This is a genomic window from Brachyspira pilosicoli (assembly GCF_019402445.1).
Lineage (GTDB): Bacteria > Spirochaetota > Brachyspiria > Brachyspirales > Brachyspiraceae > Brachyspira > Brachyspira pilosicoli_B.
The window spans coordinates 1-18378 of record NZ_SRZM01000031.1 but is presented as its reverse complement, the minus strand read 5'-3'; the positions used below and the strand labels follow the sequence as shown (position 1 = coordinate 18378).

Genomic DNA, 18378 nt, shown 5'->3' with positions numbered 1-18378 from the left:
TTTAATAGAATATTAAACTTTTTTATTTAAAAAAATAGAGATAAAAAATAAAGAATAGGAATTATGATATAACTCCTATTCTTTTTTATTGCATATTTTATTATTTATAAAATTTATTTAGCTAATTTAGCATAATAAAACTTATGAGCACCAAGAGGGTCAAATATAACACCAGATAATTTTTTACTAATCATTATAGGGTCAGTGTAGAAATAAAGAGGAATTAACCCCATATCATTCATAAGTATATCTTCTGCTTCATGCATAGCTTTCATTCTAATATCTTGGTCTATAGTAGACATAGCAAGTTTTAATTTATCATCATAATTTTTATTAGAATAACCGCCATTGTTCTGTACGCTATAGCTTAAGAATACTCCAAGGAAACTCATAGGGTCATTATAATCAGCTATCCAACCATGGCGAGCAATCATGTAGTTTTTATTTTGTCTAGTATCTTGGAAAGTAGCCCATTCTTCTTGAGCTATAGTAGAATCTATATTTAAATTCTCTTTCCACATTTGCTGCACTGCTTCAAATATCTGTATATGTTCACCAGAATTTGATTTGAACTCTATTACAGGAAATCCATCACCATTAGGATAACCAGCTTCAGCAAGTAGTTTTTTTGCCTCTTCTATATTCTTTTGATAATCTTCTGATTTTATGCTATAATAATCGCCTCCAACTTCTCTAAAATCTCCATTAACATCATTAACACCACTAGGCACCCAAGCACTTGCAGGAAGCTGTCCGCCTCTTGTAACTTGTTCTACTAAATAATTTCTATCTATTGCCAAAGTTAAAGCCTTTCTTACTTTCACATCTTTTAATACACTATTTGTAATATTAATACAATAATAATATGTGCCTAAATATGGTGATATATGCATTAAACCTTCGCTTTGTAATGTTTCTATATCTTGAAGAGGAGGGTTATTTCCAAAATGTATAGAACCTTCTTTTATACCAGCAACAGCAGCTGTACCATTTTGCATAAGTATAAACACCAATTTTTCTGGTATTATATTTTCACTATTCCAATAATTAGTATTTTTTATCATTACAAGTCTGTCATCAGTTCTTCTTTCTACTAAAGTGAAAGGACCATTGCCTATATATGTGTCTGGTGAAAGAGTCCAATTATCTTTATTTTCTTCTATTATATCTTTTCTAACAGGGTAGAATGTAGGAAAAGCAGCAAGCTCTAAGAAATAAGCAGTAGGGGCATTTAACTTTACTTCAAGAGTTTTTTCATCTATAGCTTTAATACCTAAATCTGTAACAGGTTTTTTGCCAGAATTAATATCCATAGCATTTAATACAGGCTCAAATTGATAAGCATATTCAGAAGCTGTAATTGGATCAACAGCCCTCTGCCAAGAATAAACAAAGTCTTCAGCTGTAATTTTTTTGCCGTCAGACCATTTAGCATTTTCTCTTATATGGAATGTATAAGTTAAACCATCTTCACTTATATCCCAGCTTTCTGCAACGCCTGGTATTATTTTGTTTTCTTTATCTCTAGTAGCTAAACCTTCAAAAGCATGCTGAATATATATGCTTCCATCTACTGTAGAGTTTAATGCAGGGTCTATAGTTTTTGGTTCTGGACCTACATTAATATATATTGCTCCTTCATCTGCTTTATTTCCGCCACAAGAGATTGATACAATCATTAAAACAGATAAGAGTAATAAAGTTAAATGTTTCATAATTTTTTATTCTCCTATTTTTTTATATTAATTTTTATTATATTTTGTATGATGATATTGTCAATTATTTTATGAAATTAGTATGTATTTTTATAGTTCATTATTTTTTCTTCTGCATTTTTAAAATATCTATCATAAGCTTTTTTACAATAATTTTCATGTTTACTTTTTTGACTTGTCGGAGGGTTTTCAAATTTATAAGGTCCGTTTACTTTCCAAGCGGTGAGTATTCCTATATTGATAGCATCCACTGGGCATCTAAAAGCACAGCTTGCACACATAACACATTTATTTTTAAACTTAATGTTTCCATTATCATCATTATAAATATTATTAACAGGACATTTTTTTACACATAAATTACAATGAGTACATATGTTTTTTACTTTAAAAAGGTTGCCATTAATTTTCATAGCAGGGTGCTCTATTCTAAAAAGAAAAGCAATAAATCTTCCTAATGGAAATTTTTTAAGAAATACTTGTTTATTTTCTAATATCTCTTTTAAATCTATAGCACATAATTGTTTAGCAACTTTCCACATCTTTGAAGCCATCTCATCAGTATGTCTAAATACCAAATTATAAGGCATAACATAATGATACTCATTTGTAAGTATATATCCTTTTTTATTTAATCTAGCCATTAAAGGTTCTGATGAAATGTTATTTATTGATAGAGGTTCTCCGGAAGTTTTTAATATAAATATTTTTTTATCTTTAGTTTTTGGAAATAATTTTATTAAATCAAAAATTGGATATGGGGCATTAAATCCATGAATAGGGTAGGCTAACCCTACATAATTATAATCATTTGGGTTTGGTAAATTATCAAAATTGTCTGTAACTTTATATATAGTTATATTTATATTATTCTCTTCAAAATTTTTTTTATATTCGTTTACAACTTTTTCTGTATTACCTGTACCAGAAAAATAGTATATTATTGCATTTTTATTCATATTATTATAAACGCCTTTATATTTTTAATTTAATTTATTATAACAAAAAAATATAATATTTAAAGTTTAATTATATTTAAGAGTTTTACATATTAGACATGCTTGACTTTTGCTAATAAATGGTTAAAATATAAGTAAAGATTAGGATATACTTTATATTATGAATTTCAAATTAACTTTTATAACACTCATCAGTTTAATTTTTATTTCTTGTTATAGTCCATTTTTTATCACAGACACTGAAGGGTTTTCTGTATACAGAGCTTCTTCATCTGGAAGCAGTTTATCTTCAGATTTTATAAAAGCTAGTATTGTTCAAGAAACAGAAAATTTAATTGTATATGTAGAAAAGGGTGAGAGTTATAATTCTAGCAGTTTAGATTTAGTTTGTAATGAATTTGAAAAACATTATAATAAAGAAAAATCAATTTATGGTAATCATACAGATGTTGATAATAATGGTAAGATTATTATTCTATTTTTAGATTTAAATCCTGAATCTGGCAGCAGTTCTATACTTAATGGATATTTTAATCCTGCTGATTTAATAGATGGTCAGGGCAATAACGCTGATATGCTTTATATGGATTTGGGTGGGCTTAATAGTAATCCATATTATATGGCTGGTACAATATTGCATGAATTACAGCATTTGATAAATTATAATGTTAATGTATTAGGAAATGGAAGAGAGATGGATGTGTGGCTTAATGAGGCTTTATCAGAATCCACTTCTGTTTTGTTTAATGAAACTACTATAAATAGTAGAAATAAGGAATTTAACAATATTAATTATTATTGTTTTTATACTTGGGATTTACCAATAAATGTATTTGCTAATTATCCTTCTGCTTCTGTTTTTATGAATTGGTTATATATTAGAAGCGGATATAGTGAAGAGATATTTAAAAATATTGCTAGTTCAAAAACTGTTTCATCATATAATAGAGTTTTGTCTTATGTAACTGCAATTTCATCTACTTGGGATAGTTTACTTCTTCAATGGATAGATGATGTTAACAGTGGGCTTGTTTCAGGTGCTAGAATTAATAAAATTACAAATAATTATGCATATATACCTTTATATCCAGGTGCTTTGTTAGTTTTTAAATCATCTAGCATAGGAAGTGTTGACACTGGCAATACTCTTCTAAAAACTAAGCAAAATGGTGATTCATTGATATTATTAAATAGTGATACATATGTTGGCAATTATCCTACTGCTATAAATATTACATTTGGTTCAAGCAGTAGTTCTATTTTAAGGAGTGCAAAATCATCAGCACAAACTAATTCTTATTTGGAAGTAATAAGTAATACTAAACCTAAATATAGAAATATATTACTAAAATAAATTAGAGTAATAATTACATATTAAAAAAGGAGCTTCAATTAATATTGAAACTCCTTTTGTTGTTTTTTTATAATTATTATTAATAACTTATAGTTTCGCCTCTTTCATGAACTTCCAAGAATCTAAGTAATTCAGCTTTTACTTCTTCTGCAGTAGATAAAGTTAGAACTCTTTTAGCAAGCATAGCACATTCGCTTTTGTCTAAAGAGATAATCATTTTCTTAACTTCAGGCACAGATATAGCTGACATAGAAAATACATCAAGTCCTAAACCAAATAGTAAAGGCACAGCAAGTAAATCACCAGCAAGTTCTCCGCACATTGATATAATAATACCATTAGCATGTGCTCCATCTATAGCCATTTTTATAGCAATAAGTACAGAAGGGTTATAAGGGTCGCATATAGAAGCAATTTTTTCATTACCTCTGTCAGAAGCCAAAGTATATTGGGTTAAGTCATTTGTACCTATAGAGAAGAAATCAGATTCTCTAGCAAAAGCTTCAGCTCTAAATACTACAGAAGGTGTTTCTATCATCATTCCTAACTCTAAAGCTTCATTGAAAGCTATATTTTCTTTCATGAGTTCTAATTTACATTCATTGAATATATTTTTAGCCTTTCTTAATTCTTCTATAGATACAATCATAGGAAGCATAACTTTTATTTTACCAAAAGCAGAAGCTCTAAGCAAAGCTCTAAATTGAGTTTTTATAATAGCAGGTTTATCTAAACATATTCTCAAAGCTCTCCAACCCAAAGCAGGGTTTTCTTCTTTTGGCATTTCTAAATAAGGCAAATATTTATCTCCGCCAATATCCATAGTTCTTATTGTAACGGTATGACCGCTCATAGCCTCAGCAACTTCTTTATATGCCTTGAATTGCTCTTCTTCTGTAGGAAAGTTTGTATTTTCCATAAAAAGAAACTCTGTTCTATAAAGCCCTATTCCATCAGCACCGTTTTTTAATACACCACCTAAATCTGCAGGAGAACCAATATTAGCATAAACTCTGATTTTTGTACCATCTTTTGATATAGCATCTCTATGAGCATATTCTTTTAATAAAGCTCTCTGCTTATCAAATTCCTCTTTTAACTTTTCTGAATCTTCTATAGATTTTTCAGTTGGATTTATAATTACACCACCAGTATTACCATTTAATATGATAATATCTTCATTTTTTATATCTTTTATTATTTCACCAATACCAACAACAGCAGGAATCTCTAATGATCTAGCCATAATAGAAGTATGAGAAGTACGTCCACCTATTTCTGTAATAAAACCTAATGTATTATCTAAATCTAAATTAGCAGTGTCTGATGGTGTTAAATCTCTTGCTACAACTATTGAATTTTCAGGAAGAGTTGATAAATCTAAAATTTTCTCACCTCTAATATTTCTTATCCATCTTTCTGCTATATCAGTTAAATCATTAGCTCTTTCTCTTAAATATTCATCTTCCACTTCAGATAAAATTTGTTTGTATACTTCTATTCCTTTTGATAAAGCATAATCAGCAGCAACTTTATCATCTGTAATAATACCATTTACTTCTTCTAATAAATCTTCGTCCTCAAGTAAGGTGATATGTGCATCAAATATACTAGCCTTTTCTGCAGAAACTTTTTTAGATGCTATTTCTCTTATTTTTTCAAGCTGTTCTTTAGTTTTATTTCTAGCCTCAAGGAGTTTGATTTTTTCTTGATCTGGATCTTTACATGGACATTTATTAAGCTCTATTTTTTTAGGGTTAAATATATAAATTTTACCTATTGCTATACCGGGAGACACCCCAATACCAGTTATTCTTTTTTCCATAAGTTATTTTCCAAAAAATAATATTAATCTTTTAAAGTAGCTAAAAACTCTTCTATTTTTTTCAAAGCTTCTTGTTCATTTTCTCCATCACAATATATAGTTAAAACAGAACCTTTCTTTACTCCGAGTGATAATACTTTTAAAAGTGATGAAGCATTAACTTTTTTACCTGCTTCATTTTCTATTTCTACTTTACAATTAGTTAAAGTTTTTATAAATGTAACAAATTCATTACCAGGTCTTGCATGAAGACCTGTTTCATTTTGTATAGTAACTTGGCCTTTAGTCATATAAACTCCTTTTTTTACATATTCTATATTAAAGTATAGCAGTTTTTTGTGTTTTGTCAAATAAGAAATATTTTAGTACAAAAAAGGTATTATATCTATATATAATAGGTGTGGATTATAACATAAAAATTACTTTCTTCCATAATGAGTATCTATCATATTAAAATATATACCCTGTAATACTAAGTATGGGTATATTTTACATTTTAATAGTTTTAAATTTGATATACCGCCTGTAAGAAATATTTTACTTTTTATATTATATTTTTCTTTTATTGCCTTTTTTATCTCTGAAGCACTATAATTAACTGCCCCTATTGTATTATAAATAGAACCTGCAACTAATGCATCTTGAACATTATTATTAATAGGATTTGGAAGGTCTGCAATTTCTCCTATTTGAAAATAAGGTAGAGAAGTTTTTCTTGATAATGCAAAAGAACTAGTTTTAGTACCAGGCATAATCATTCCGCCTAAGAATACAAAATCTGAAAGCATAATACTTATTGTAGTAGCTGTACCCATATCTATAACAATAGAAGCATACTTATTTTCTTCACTATAGCCTTCTAAACATATAGAAGCATAGGTTGAAAGTATTCTATCTATACCAACAGATTCTTTTGGTTCATACATATTGTCTTTTAATTGTATATCTTTGTGTGTAACTCTATATACATCTTTTTTTAATATGTCTTTAACTGATGAAACAAACATATCATTTACTTTAAAAGATACGCTGCTGTAAAAAACTTTATCAATTTTTCCATCAAAATTTTCTTTTATCTCTCTTAAAGTTTTAAATAACCCCAAAGCATTATGTTCATTAGCATTAAAATATATTGGATTATGGTCATCATCAAATATAGCTGATTTTATTCTAGTATTTCCAATATCTCCTATTAAATACATAGCTAAGCCTCATTATTAATATTATTGCTTTCTAAAAAATTTCTAGTTTTTTCTATCAAAATTTCCTTTTCATTTAGATCAGGTTCATCTAATATTAAATCTAAGAGATAATTAAGTATTTTACCTATCATAGGACCTTGCTTCAAATTAAACTCTCTAATTAAATCATTTCCATCAATTTTTAAATCTTTTACAGTGATAGCATTTTCTGCTTCTATAATTTTATCTATTCTTGCTAAAAGTTTTGGTATAGCTTTACTTTCTTTATCTTTTCTATTACCGCTTCCAATTCTATCAGCCTCTCTTAATTTTAATAAAGGCTTAATGTTTTCAACTCCAACAGCACGCATAAACCTTCTAACAGCTCCGTCAGTCCACTCATCTTGATAATAAAACATATGCTGCCTTACTAAAAGCGTAACAAACTCTATTTCGGCATTAGAATATTTTAATCTTTTCATTATTTTTTTAGCAACAGAACTCCCTACAACCTCATGATTATAGTAGACAGGGTCCTCTTGCTTTGATACTTTTTTTTGAACCATAGGCTTAGCAATATCATGGAATAATGCAGCAAGTCTCACTAATAAAGTTAATTGGTCATTTTCCAATGGTTCCACAGCCTGTATTGTATGAAGTATATGATAGTAAACATCATATTTATGAAACTTGTTTTGATTAACACCAAAGCCTTGCATTAACTCTGGCAGTATTAAAGGAAGAACTCCTGTTTTTCTAAGAAGTTCTATACCTCTAAAAGGATTATTTGATAAAAGTATTCCATTAAACTCTTCTCTTATTCTTTCAGATGCAATAGAGGCAAGCATACCTGTAGAATGACATATAGCTTCAAAGGTTTCTTTTTCTATTTCAAAGTCAAGTTTTGTAGCAAATCTAATAGCCCTCATTATTCTAAGACCATCTTCAGTAAATCTTTCATATGGATTACCAACAGAACGCACAATTTTTCTTTTTATATCTTTCATTCCGTCAAACATATCTATAAGTGTGCCGTCTAATACATTATATGCCATAGCATTAATAGTTAAATCTCTTCTAGGCAAATCTTCTTCTATACTAGATGCATATTCTACTTTATCTGGGTGTCTTCCATCGCTATAATTGCCATCGCTTCTGAAAGTAGTTATTTCTACATGCATATCTTCTATTATTACTAGTACAGTTCCATGCTTTATACCTGTTGGAACCGTGTATTTAAACAATCTTTGCACATCTTCTGGTTTTGCATCTGTGGTGATGTCGTATTCATGAGGAGTTATACCCATTATAGAATCTCTAACGGCACCTCCTACAAGAAAGCATTTGAAACCTTCTATGTGTAAGATTCTAGCTATTTCTTTTACTGCATGCGGTATGTTTGTAAATATTTTTTTCACTAATTGCTATCCAACTTTTTTTACTTTATTATTCTTTATAGTATATACAATTTTTATCTTATTACAAATTTATAAACTAATAAAACGAAATCATTATATTGATAAAACAATAAAAGTCAAATATATATTAATAAAAATTTATTTATTAACTTCAATATTTCTAGTAGCAACTATATTAACACCAGCAGCATTTTGTACAACAATATCTCCTATATGAATAGGTGCTTGAACCTCTATATTTTTTAAAGCTGCTAAACATTCATTAATTTTTGATTTGTCTATAGGTTCTTTAGTTTTTACAGGAAGCATTTTTAATTTTCCATTTTTTACTTTTACTATAGAAGTAACCATTCTTACAGGACGAACAACTTCATCTCTAGCATAAGTGTCACCTCTTTTACAAGTGTTTCCGCTTACACTTAAAACACTACTTCCTTCTAACTCTACAGACAAAGCACAGCCCATAGGGCAGCATATACAAGTTAATTCTTTTTTTTCCATAATTAATTAATCCTTATATATTTTTTATTGTTTGTTATTTATTAAATTAATTAAATAAGTCTAAATCTCCCATCATATTTTTAAGCATTATTTCAATTTTTGGCATATGTTCAGCTATAGTGAAACCAACAATATCTTTTTCTTTTGCAATATCATTTATTATTTTTACTACTTCGTTTATCTTCATTCCATTTGGAGAAACGCCTACTGCAGCTATTATCTCATTAGGCTCAAGCACATCCAAATCAAAATGTATAAAAACTTTAGAAACATTAAATTTTTTTAGCCAATTTATTATATTTTCGCTTGAAGCTTCTTCAGGAGCAAAATGAGGTATTCCGTATTCTTCTTGACGTTTTTTTATATCATCTCTTTCCCAATCTCTAAGCCCTACAAATAATATTCTATCAGATGAAATTTTACTTGGAAGTATAGAGCTTATCTCTTTATCAACATTACCCATACAAGAGCTAACAGCCATAGCATGATATCCTGCATAAGTATTATCTTCAGGCAAAGTAATATCAGGGTGAGCATCTATCCAAATTAAAGCAACATCATTATCATATTTTTTATTTAAATATGTAAAAGGCACTACACTAACAGAACATTCCCCTCCGAAAGTGATTATTTTATCAGGATTATTTTTATTCAAAATATCCAATGCATTTTTAGTTTGGGATACTATAAAATCATAATCCATAATGCCATTTTTTATTTCTCTGTTTTTTATATCCAAAGAAACAGGAACTTCTAAAGTTTCATGATTATTATTTTTAGGTGCAAGTATGCTTAATAATTTTGCTCCAAGATAATAACCTCTTGAAGAATCTTCAGGTTTTAGTTCAGATATCCAATGAGATATAATTCCACCTTGCCACTGAGGATAAATTAATCTTATAGTTTTACTCATATAAATAGCCTCTTTTTAATATTTTTAATGCTTTTCATTATACATCATAAAAATTGTTATTTAAAAACTTTAATTATCCTCTATCTTAAACTCAATATTTTTTAAGCCTTCTTTTGAAAGCATAGATTTATCAAGTTTCACAGTCTCCATTTCTCCAGGAGCAAATATCAAATGCTTTTTATGTATCACTCTCTCGCCGTCAAAATAGACATTAAGGAATTTATTTTGAAATATATTACTTACTCTAAATCTTACCATTACATGGTCGTCTACATTATCAGCATTAATCATAGAAGGAACAGTATATCTCACTCCATTAGAGCCTTTTAGTGAAATAGAGTTTTTATCATCTCTTCTTTTGTTTTTAAGAACATAAGAGGCAGCACTACTACCTGCAGTTTCAGCCTCTTCAGATACAAAGTCTACTAAGTCATGAACATGAAGCACATTGCCGCAAGAGAATACTCCGTCAATATTAGTCTCTAAACTTTCATTAACTATAGCTCCAGAAGTAATAGGGTTAATTTGAACTCCAATCTCTTTTGAAAGCTCATTTTCAGGAATAAGCCCAACAGATAAAAGCAAAGTATCGCAGGAATAATATTCTTCAGTGCCTTTAATAGGCTTTATATTCTCATCAACTTTAGCTATAGTAACACCTTCAAGTCTTTCTTTTCCCTTAATATCTATAACAGTATGACTAAGTTTAAGAGGTATGCCGAAATCGTCCAAACATTGAACTATATTTCTTTTAAGACCTCCGGAGAATGGAAGTATCTCAGCTACCACTTTTACTTTAGCACCTTCAAAAGTCATTCTTCTAGCCATAATAAGCCCTATATCACCAGAACCAAGTATTACAACTTCCTTACCAGGCATATATCCTTCAATATTAACTAAATGCTGAGCAGCACCAGCAGAAAATATACCTGCAGGTCTAAATCCTGGTATATTTAAAGCCCCCCTTGAGCGTTCACGACAACCCATAGCAAGTATTACAGCCTTAGCATTAATCTCAATTAAACCTTCTTCCTTATTTATATAAGTAATCTTTTTAGTTTTGTCATCGTTAAGAGCAATGTCCAAAACCATAGTATTAAGTTTATAATTGATATTTAAATCAACAACTTTTTCTATAAATCTATAAGCATATTCAGGTCCTGTAAGCTCCTCACCAAATCTATGAAGCCCAAAACCATTATGTATGCATTGATTGAGTATGCCTCCAAGAACCTCATCACGCTCTAAGATAAGCAAATTATCTATTCCATTTTCTTTAGCAGAAATGGCAGCGGCAAGTCCAGCAGGACCGCCTCCTATAACAACAACATCATAAGATTGCATTTTTACTCCTTAAATCAAAACAAATAATTATATTGTTTTTAATTTAATACTAACAAACTCTAAATCAAAAAGTTTCCTTGTCATAGCCAATAACTATTTCAGAACCCTTACCGCATTTTGTAATAGTTATAGGTGAAACATTAAGCTCCCTAGCTAATATCTCTATAATCTTAGGAGAACAGAAACCGCCCTGGCATCTTCCAAGCCCAGCACGTACACGCCTTTTTACTCCGTCAATAGATTTAGCTCCTATTGGGCTTTTTATAGCTTCTACTATTTCTCCCTCTGTAACCTTCTCGCATCTGCAAATAATATGCCCATATAAAGGATTTTCTTTTATAAGTTTATTTTTCTCTTCATTAGAAAGAGCATTGAAATGTGTGATTCCTTTTCTCTTTTCTATAAAGTTTTCTTTCTTCTCGAAGTTTCCTTTTTTACTTACTATATCAGCAACCATAACCCCAATAGCAGGAGAAGAAACAAGTCCAGGAGATTCTATTCCAGCACAATCAAAGAATCCTTTACAGTCTTCAAGTTCTTTTATAATAAATTCATGATTATCCTCATGAGGACGAAGTCCGCAAAATGAAGTAATAACTTTATTGTAAGGAATATTTTTAACTGTCATTTTAGATTTCTCTATAATCTGAGCAAGCCCTTCAGCAGTTGTGTTTAATCCCTCTTTATCTTCTATATCAATGGCAGTAGGTCCAAGCATTATATTACCATGAGCTGTTGGTGTAACCAAAATACCTTTTCCTAGTTTTGTAGGTAAAGCAAATATTGTAGAAGTAACAAGATTATCAACTTCCTTATCAAGTAATATATAATCTCCTCTTCTAGGAGTTATATGTATTTTATTTTCACTCATCATGTTATGGAACTTATCAGCATAAACACCTGCAGCATTTACAATATATTTTGCTTTTATAGTGCCGTTATTAGTTTCTACTTCAAAAGTGCCGTCAGAGAGTTTTTTAATATCAATTACTTCAGTGTAAAATTTAAACTCTACTCCATTAGCATAAGCGTTTTCAGCATAAGCAATATTTAATATAAAAGGGTCAACTATACCTCCAGTAGGAGCATACAAAGCAGCACATACATTGTCATTTAAATTAGGCTCTCTTTTATGAACCTCTTCTCTGTTTAATATTTGAAGTCCTTCAACTCCATTTTTTATTCCTCTGTCATATATAGCCTGTAAATTGGGAATATCCTCTTCATTAGTACAAACTACCAATGAGCCATTTTGTTTGAAAGGCACATCAAGGTCTTCTGCTATTTTTTTCATCATCTTATTGCCCAATACGTTTAGCTTAGCCATAAGTGAACCATTAGCAGCATCAAACCCTGCATGCACTATTCCGCTGTTAGATTTTGAAGTGCCAGAGCAAACATCTTCACCTCTTTCAACAACACATATATTAGCCTTATATCTCGAAAGCTCACGTGCCGCAGAAGTACCAGATACGCCAGCACCTATAATTAGTACATCATACATAATATATATTTCCTCTATTTTTATATTTAATTACAAAAAATAATAAAAAATTATAATGCCCAACCTTTAGCTCTTTCAACAGCCTTTTTCCACCCCATATATTTTTTATGACTTTCTTCTTCAGAAAGTGAAGGTATAAACTCTCTTTCTAATTTCCATTTATTAGATATTTCATCTTTATCCTTCCAAAATCCAACAGCAAGACCAGCTAAATAAGCAGCACCTAAAGCAGTAGTTTCTGTAATTTGTGGGCGAAGAACTTTGGTATTAATGATATCCGCTTGAAATTGCATTAAAAAATTATCCCTGCAAGCCCCACCATCTACTTTTAATGAAGATAGTTTTACTTTACTATCTGCCACCATTGCATCAATAACATCTTTACTCTGATAAGCAATAGCCTCTTCTGCAGCCCTTATAATATGGCTTCTATTAACACCTCTTGTTATACCTACCAAACACCCTCTTGCATACATATCCCAATAAGGAGCACCCAAACCAACAAATGCAGGCACTAAATAAACTCCATTTGTGTCTTTTACTTTGGTAGCAAAATATTCAGTGTCTTTTGCATCATGAAGAAGCCTTAATTCATCTCTTACCCACTGTATAACGGCACCAGCTATAAATACAGAACCTTCTAAAGCATATTCTATTTTTCCATTATAACCTATCCCTATAGTAGTGATTAGTCCATTCTTACTTAAAATGAAGTTTTCTCCAATATTCATAAGAATAAAACTTCCTGTACCATAAGTGTTTTTTGTATCTCCCTTATTAAATCCTGCTTGTCCAAATAATGCAGATTGTTGGTCTCCTGCTATGCCTGATATAGGAACTTCTTTTCCATTAATATTGGCATATCCGTAGATGCAAGAAGAATCTTTTACTTCTGGAAGCATACTCATAGGAATCTCTAATTCTCTTAAAATATTCTCGTCCCATTTTAAGTCTTTAATATTATATATCATAGTTCTTGAGGCATTAGTATAATCTGTAACATGTACCTTTCCACCTGTAAGTTTCCATACTAGCCAAGTGTCTATTGTACCAAAAAGTAATTCTCCTTTATTAGCCTTTTCTCTTGCACCAGGCACATTATCAAGTATCCATTTTATTTTAGTACCTGAAAAATAAGCATCAACAACTAAACCAGTATTTTCTCTTATATATACATCAATACCTTTTTGTTTTAATTCATCACAAATAGGTGCAGTTCTTCTACATTGCCAAACTATAGCGTTATAAATAGGTTCTCCCGTATTTTTATCCCAAACGACTGTAGTTTCTCTTTGATTAGTTATACCAATAGCTGCTATTTCTTCTGGTTTAACTCCTGCAATCTGTATAGCTTCCTGCAAAACTCCAAACTGAGTAGCCCATATTTCTGAAGCGTTATGTTCAACCCAACCTTCATGAGGATAAATTTGTGTAAATTCTTTTTGTGCAACTGATACCATATTCTGATCATAATCGAATACTATTGCCCTACTACTTGTCGTTCCTTGATCTATTGCAACTACGTATTTTGACATAATTAATCTCCTTTATTTTATTATTTAGAAAGTATATTCCCTATTGTAACATCATAAACAATAGCTCCAAAAATTCCACCAACTATTGGCCCTATTATTGGAACTAGCCATATACTACTACCACCTGTAAAACCATTATTTTTAAATCCTACAATAACAGTAAATACTCTAGAAGCTAAATCGCGAGCAGGATTAATAGCATAACCATTCATAAATCCCAATGATATACCTATAACTACTATTATAATACCAACTATAATAGGACCTAAATTAGCACCAATAGGAGCATTATTAGCATCTCCTGTAACTAGTATTAGAAATACTAATATAAATGTAGCTATCACTTGATTTATAAATCCATATAAAAAACCAGGTACTGTTGGAAAAGTAGTAAATACCTCTGCAGTAGTTTCAAAATGAGGATCAACTTCTATCCATTTTCCATAATAAATAGCAAACACTGTAGCAGCTCCAATAAAAAAACCTATTACTTGGGCTAATATATAATACCAAACTTTAGACCATAAAAATCTTCCTGTTGTAGCTAAAGCAAGTGTAATAGCAGGATTTAAATGAGCCCCACTTATTTTACTAGAAGCGTATATACCAAATATAACTCCAACTCCCCAAACAAAATGTATATTTACAGGATAATTGTTTTTTCCTATAACTATAGAAGCCATTACCCCAAATCCAAATAATGCTATAAACATAGAGCCTATTATTTCTGCTAAAAATTCTGATTTTTTAGTATACATAATATATCCTCCATAATCTATATATTTATTTTTTAATTTATACCACCAACTCTATATTGCTCACATACAGGACATCTCTTTGGTGCTTTATTCTCTGTATGTACATAGCCGCATTTTTGACATTGCCATTTCAAAGCTTCATCACTTTTTTCTCCTAAAAAATCTTCAAACATCTTTTTATGACTTGCTTCTATTTTTGCTACATGTTCAAATAGTATAGCTATATCATTAAATCCTTCTTCTTTTGCAGTTTTCGCAAAGTTTAAATACATTTCTGATGATTCATAAGTTTCTCCAGATATGGCATCTTTTAGATTTTCTTCTTTAGATAGTATTCCATGATAACGCTCAAACCATAATTTGCCATGTTCTTGTTCATTTCTTGATGCCTTTTCAAATGCTAATGCTAAACTTTCCATTTTATCTTCTCTTGCCTTTTGAGCATAATATATATATTTGCATCTTGCCATTGCCTCTCCAACAAAAGCAGTCTTTAAATTCTCACTAGTTTTTGAGTTTTTTAAATCCATATTACTATCCTCCATTAAAAAAAATATTAATATTTCATAGTTAATAGTATAGAAAATTTTATTACTGAAATAAATATTCACCTATAAAAAATGATTTTTTTATTCTTTTTTTATTTACAAAAAAAAATAAAAATAATACTAATAGAATAGGAAAATACATAAGGGTGGTATGGTTTATTTATATGTAATTTAACTAAAAGTGGGATAAAATCATATTTATTATAATTATAAATATGATATATACCTATACCTACTATATCTATAATTATGGAATCTTTGATAAATTTTAATAATACATTTTATACGTTTTTTAGCTTTTGTTTTTCTTACAGCAGCATTTCTTAGATTTACCAGAGCAGCCGCATTCTTTCTTTACTATTTTCTTTCTTAACGAAAAAAACATTATAATTATTGCTATTAGTATTATTATGGGTATTACTATTAAATCTATCATTATTAAATATGCTCCTATATTTGTTAGTGTATTCTAACAAAATATTGAAACTTGTCAATATTTATTTAATTATAAAATTTTTACAATATTTATAATAAACATTTTACTATTTTTAAAATAGTAGTATAATTAACATAAATTTTTATTTAAGGATTTTATTATGATAGATGTAAAATTAATAAGAGAGAACATTGAATTAGTAGAAGAGAATTTAAGAAAGAGAAGGAGTAAAGTTTCTCTTGACAAATTAAAAGCTTTAGAACATGAGAGATTAGATCTTTTGAAAGAAGTAGAGCAAGACAGAGCCAAAAAAAATGAATCTTCAAAAAAAGTCGGCGAATGTATGAAAGCTGGTAAAAAAGAAGAAGCTGAAAAGATAAAAGAAGAGATGAAAGCTTTCACAGAATCCTTAAATAAAAAAGAAGAAAAATTAACAGAATTAGAAGAGGCAGTTAATAACGAAATACTTTATTTGCCAAATATGCTTTCTGAGGATGTGCCTGATGGTGATGATGAGAAGGCAAACAAAGAAATAATAAGATGGGGAGAGCCTCGCAAGTTTGATTTTGAAGTAAAAGACCATGTGGATATTGCTGTAGGGCTCGATATACTTGACATTGAAAGAGCTGTGAGAATGGCTAGAACTCGTTTTTCACTTATGAAAGGGAAAGGTGCTGCATTAGAGAGAGCATTAATTAACTTTATGCTTAAAAAACACACAAGCGAGCATGGTTATACAGAATATGTGCCTCCTATGCTTGTTAATGGTAGAACTATGACAGGTACTGGTCAGCTTCCAAAGTTTGAAGAGGATTTATTTAAAACCACAGATGACCCTGCTTTATATCTCATACCTACTGCAGAAGTTCCTCTTACAAATATATACAGAGAAGAGATTATACCAGAGAATATGCTTCCATTATATTGTACTGCTTATACACCATGTTTCCGTTCTGAGGCTGGTTCTTATGGTAAGGACATGAGAGGTTTAATAAGACAGCACCAATTTGACAAAGTAGAGCTCGTAAAAATATGTGCTGCTGACAAGTCTAAAGAAGAGCATGAAAAAATGCTTAAAGATGCTGAGAGTATTTTACAGGCATTAGAATTACCTTACAGAGTAGTTGTGCTTTCTTCTGGAGACATAGGAAATGCTGCATACAAAACTTTTGATATAGAAGTTTGGCTTCCTTCACAAAACATGTACAGAGAAATTTCAAGTGTAAGTAACTGTTGGGATTATCAGGCAAGAAGAATGCAGATGAGAACTAGAAGAAACGGCAAAACAGAATTAGTACATACATTAAACGGTTCTGGTATTGCAGTTGGAAGAACTTGGATTGCTATACTTGAAAATTATCAGCAGGCAGACGGAAGCGTTATCATACCAGATGCTTTAAGACCATTTACAGGATTTGATAAGATAGAAAAGGTTAATTAATGTCGTCATCTAAAGACTTTCTTAATATAGTATTAAACAAACTAGATTCTTTAGATGATATTAATTATAAACAGATGATGGGTGAATACATAATCTATTATAACAAAAAAATAATAGCTTATGTATGCGATAATCATCTTTTTATAAAACCTACTGATAAGGCAAAAACTTTAATAAAAGATTATATATTAAAGCCGCCTTATAAAAATGCTAAAGATATGATATTTATAGAAGATATCAATAAATATGATGATGATTTCTTTGAGCATTTATTCAAAGAGATTTATGATGAGCTTCCTTCTATAAAGAAAAAAGCTAAAAAATAAATGAAACATTAAAGTGCAAATCCTAAACAAGGTTTGCACTTTTTTATTGCATTAAAGTTTATAATAAATTTTCTAATACACTAAACGCACGGTTAATGAAATTTTTTCAATAATTTAAATTAAAATTCAATATTATTCTATATTAAAAAATTTATTCTGCGTGCGGTGAGTAATCAACAAATTTAAAAAAATCTTGGGCGGGTGCTATAACTACAAAGTTAACCAAAAAACAAAATAGTATAAAAATCACAGAGAAAATTAAAAAGTTTAAAAGGGGGGGGAAATGTAATTAAAATTTTAATGGAATATATGAAAAGTTAATTACCAAGCGTATATGCTATTAAAACATATACGCTTTTTTAATTTAAATTTTTAATGTTTATTTAATTTATACGTTTTGATAAACATTAAAAAATAAATTATGCCTATAACAGATGGTACAATACTTGATACAGCCATAGAAATATATATTCCAATAAAACCAATACTAATTTCTAATATCATAGATAATATTACTTTAAAAATAATTGAATCTATAAAAGAATTAATAAAAGCCAAATATGATTTTTGAATACCTATTAAAAAACTATCAAGCATATACATAAGAGCATATGCTATAC

At 29.6% G+C, this 18378-nt stretch carries 17 protein-coding genes and 1 pseudogene; 3 read left to right on the top strand and 15 right to left on the bottom strand.

The window, feature by feature from the left end:
* Positions 1 to 113: 113 nt before the first annotated feature.
* Together E6A48_RS01265 and E6A48_RS01260 are read right to left on the bottom strand one after the other, a co-directional pair.
* The gene (locus E6A48_RS01265) at positions 114 to 1715 is read right to left on the bottom strand and encodes a peptide ABC transporter substrate-binding protein (protein ID WP_219708194.1); all 1602 of its coding nucleotides are present in this window, start codon (positions 1713 to 1715) and stop codon (positions 114 to 116) included.
* 77 nt (positions 1716 to 1792) lie between these two features.
* Positions 1793 to 2674, bottom strand: coding sequence for an EFR1 family ferrodoxin (locus E6A48_RS01260; RefSeq protein WP_219708193.1), 882 nt, complete (start codon positions 2672 to 2674; stop codon positions 1793 to 1795).
* 160 nt (positions 2675 to 2834) lie between these two features.
* Here E6A48_RS01260 and E6A48_RS01255 point away from each other — a divergent pair, with 160 nt between their 5' ends.
* Positions 2835 to 4028, top strand: a complete 1194-nt coding sequence (locus E6A48_RS01255) for a peptidase M30 (RefSeq protein WP_219708192.1) — start codon at positions 2835 to 2837, stop codon at positions 4026 to 4028.
* A gap of 79 nt (positions 4029 to 4107) precedes the next feature.
* Here the strand turns inward: E6A48_RS01255 and ptsP are convergent, their stop codons facing one another.
* From ptsP to E6A48_RS01195, 12 genes are all read right to left on the bottom strand, one after another.
* Positions 4108 to 5853: a phosphoenolpyruvate--protein phosphotransferase gene (gene ptsP / locus E6A48_RS01250; RefSeq protein WP_219708191.1), complete on the bottom strand. Its 1746-nt coding sequence runs from the start codon at positions 5851 to 5853 to the stop codon at positions 4108 to 4110.
* A gap of 23 nt (positions 5854 to 5876) precedes the next feature.
* On the bottom strand, positions 5877 to 6143 hold the full coding sequence (locus tag E6A48_RS01245; RefSeq protein ID WP_219708190.1) for an HPr family phosphocarrier protein: 267 nt from the start codon (positions 6141 to 6143) through the stop codon (positions 5877 to 5879).
* A gap of 129 nt (positions 6144 to 6272) precedes the next feature.
* Positions 6273 to 7055 carry a type III pantothenate kinase gene (locus E6A48_RS01240; protein WP_219708189.1) on the bottom strand — a complete coding sequence of 261 codons (783 nt, stop codon included), beginning with the start codon at positions 7053 to 7055 and terminating at the stop codon, positions 6273 to 6275.
* A gap of 2 nt (positions 7056 to 7057) precedes the next feature.
* Complete coding sequence (locus E6A48_RS12040; protein WP_219708188.1) at positions 7058 to 8452, bottom strand: CCA tRNA nucleotidyltransferase; 1395 nt, start codon at positions 8450 to 8452, stop codon at positions 7058 to 7060.
* A 138-nt stretch (positions 8453 to 8590) separates the two neighbouring features.
* Positions 8591 to 8953 (bottom strand): DUF1667 domain-containing protein, encoded by a 363-nt coding sequence (locus tag E6A48_RS01230; protein WP_219708187.1) that lies wholly within the window; start codon positions 8951 to 8953, stop codon positions 8591 to 8593.
* Positions 8954 to 8999: 46 nt separating this feature from the next.
* Positions 9000 to 9866 carry an arginase family protein gene (locus tag E6A48_RS01225; RefSeq protein ID WP_219708186.1) on the bottom strand — a complete coding sequence of 289 codons (867 nt, stop codon included), beginning with the start codon at positions 9864 to 9866 and terminating at the stop codon, positions 9000 to 9002.
* A gap of 69 nt (positions 9867 to 9935) precedes the next feature.
* On the bottom strand, positions 9936 to 11210 hold the full coding sequence (locus tag E6A48_RS01220) for an NAD(P)/FAD-dependent oxidoreductase (protein ID WP_219708185.1): 1275 nt from the start codon (positions 11208 to 11210) through the stop codon (positions 9936 to 9938).
* Positions 11211 to 11274: 64 nt separating this feature from the next.
* The gene (locus E6A48_RS01215; protein WP_219708184.1) at positions 11275 to 12714 is read right to left on the bottom strand and encodes an NAD(P)/FAD-dependent oxidoreductase; all 1440 of its coding nucleotides are present in this window, start codon (positions 12712 to 12714) and stop codon (positions 11275 to 11277) included.
* A gap of 50 nt (positions 12715 to 12764) precedes the next feature.
* Positions 12765 to 14249, bottom strand: coding sequence for a glycerol kinase GlpK (glpK, locus tag E6A48_RS01210; RefSeq protein WP_219708183.1), 1485 nt, complete (start codon positions 14247 to 14249; stop codon positions 12765 to 12767).
* A gap of 20 nt (positions 14250 to 14269) precedes the next feature.
* Positions 14270 to 15007 (bottom strand): MIP/aquaporin family protein, encoded by a 738-nt coding sequence (locus E6A48_RS01205; RefSeq protein WP_219708182.1) that lies wholly within the window; start codon positions 15005 to 15007, stop codon positions 14270 to 14272.
* 32 nt (positions 15008 to 15039) lie between these two features.
* The gene (locus E6A48_RS01200) at positions 15040 to 15537 is read right to left on the bottom strand and encodes a rubrerythrin family protein (protein WP_219708181.1); all 498 of its coding nucleotides are present in this window, start codon (positions 15535 to 15537) and stop codon (positions 15040 to 15042) included.
* 310 nt (positions 15538 to 15847) lie between these two features.
* Entirely contained in the window at positions 15848 to 15991 is a 144-nt protein-coding gene (locus E6A48_RS01195; RefSeq protein WP_219708180.1) for a hypothetical protein, read from the bottom strand.
* A 160-nt stretch (positions 15992 to 16151) separates the two neighbouring features.
* Between E6A48_RS01195 and serS the strand changes: the two genes are divergently transcribed.
* Together serS and E6A48_RS01185 are read left to right on the top strand one after the other, a co-directional pair.
* Positions 16152 to 17432 (top strand): serine--tRNA ligase, encoded by a 1281-nt coding sequence (serS, locus tag E6A48_RS01190; RefSeq protein WP_219708179.1) that lies wholly within the window; start codon positions 16152 to 16154, stop codon positions 17430 to 17432.
* Complete coding sequence (locus E6A48_RS01185) at positions 17432 to 17758, top strand: TfoX/Sxy family protein (RefSeq protein WP_219708178.1); 327 nt, start codon at positions 17432 to 17434, stop codon at positions 17756 to 17758. Before serS ends, E6A48_RS01185 begins: the two co-directional genes overlap by 1 nt.
* A gap of 372 nt (positions 17759 to 18130) precedes the next feature.
* Here the strand turns inward: E6A48_RS01185 and E6A48_RS01180 are convergent.
* A pseudogene (locus tag E6A48_RS01180) lies at positions 18131 to 18378 on the bottom strand (MATE family efflux transporter); the annotation flags it as partial.